Origin of the sequence: Alcanivorax profundi, from assembly GCF_003597125.1 — a bacterium.
Taxonomy (GTDB): Bacteria; Pseudomonadota; Gammaproteobacteria; order Pseudomonadales; family Alcanivoracaceae; genus Alcanivorax; species Alcanivorax profundi.
Genome location: NZ_QYYA01000191.1, coordinates 1 through 371, shown reverse-complemented (window position 1 = coordinate 371; position 371 = coordinate 1). Strand labels below are relative to the sequence as shown.

Sequence of the window (371 nt, the reverse complement as noted above, 5' to 3'; positions counted from 1 at the left end):
GAACCATTGCAACTAAAGCCCCCTTACGGCCTTTAGCTGCTTTATTGGTCAGAATCGTATAAACATCTCCATTGCTCAGGCAAGTTTCATCCAAAGAAAGGTTTTCTCCAATGTTTTCAGGATAAAGGAGGTAGTCATGCGCATGTTCGAGTTGGTCCCAGTTCCGGTAATCACTGATTTTCTCCTTGTATTGTTTACGAAGAGTCTGCCCTTTTACGCCATAACGTTCCGCAAGCACACAGATACTCACAGGAGTAGATTCAATCTCCTCCTTTTAAAAAAGAAACGAACTCAGAATTCAGCCGTGTACCGTCAAATTCGGATAAATCCCAGTCATAGCTGAAGATTTCATTGGAAGACTTGTCAAGCCA

Annotated in this window: 1 protein-coding gene; it reads right to left on the bottom strand. The window is 42.6% G+C overall.

The genetic code is table 11. The features are described 5' to 3' along the window. On the bottom strand, nt 1-238 hold a 238-nt coding region (locus tag D4A39_RS19435; protein ID WP_497707276.1), incomplete at its 3' end, for a hypothetical protein. Nucleotides 239-371 lie beyond the last annotated feature (133 nt).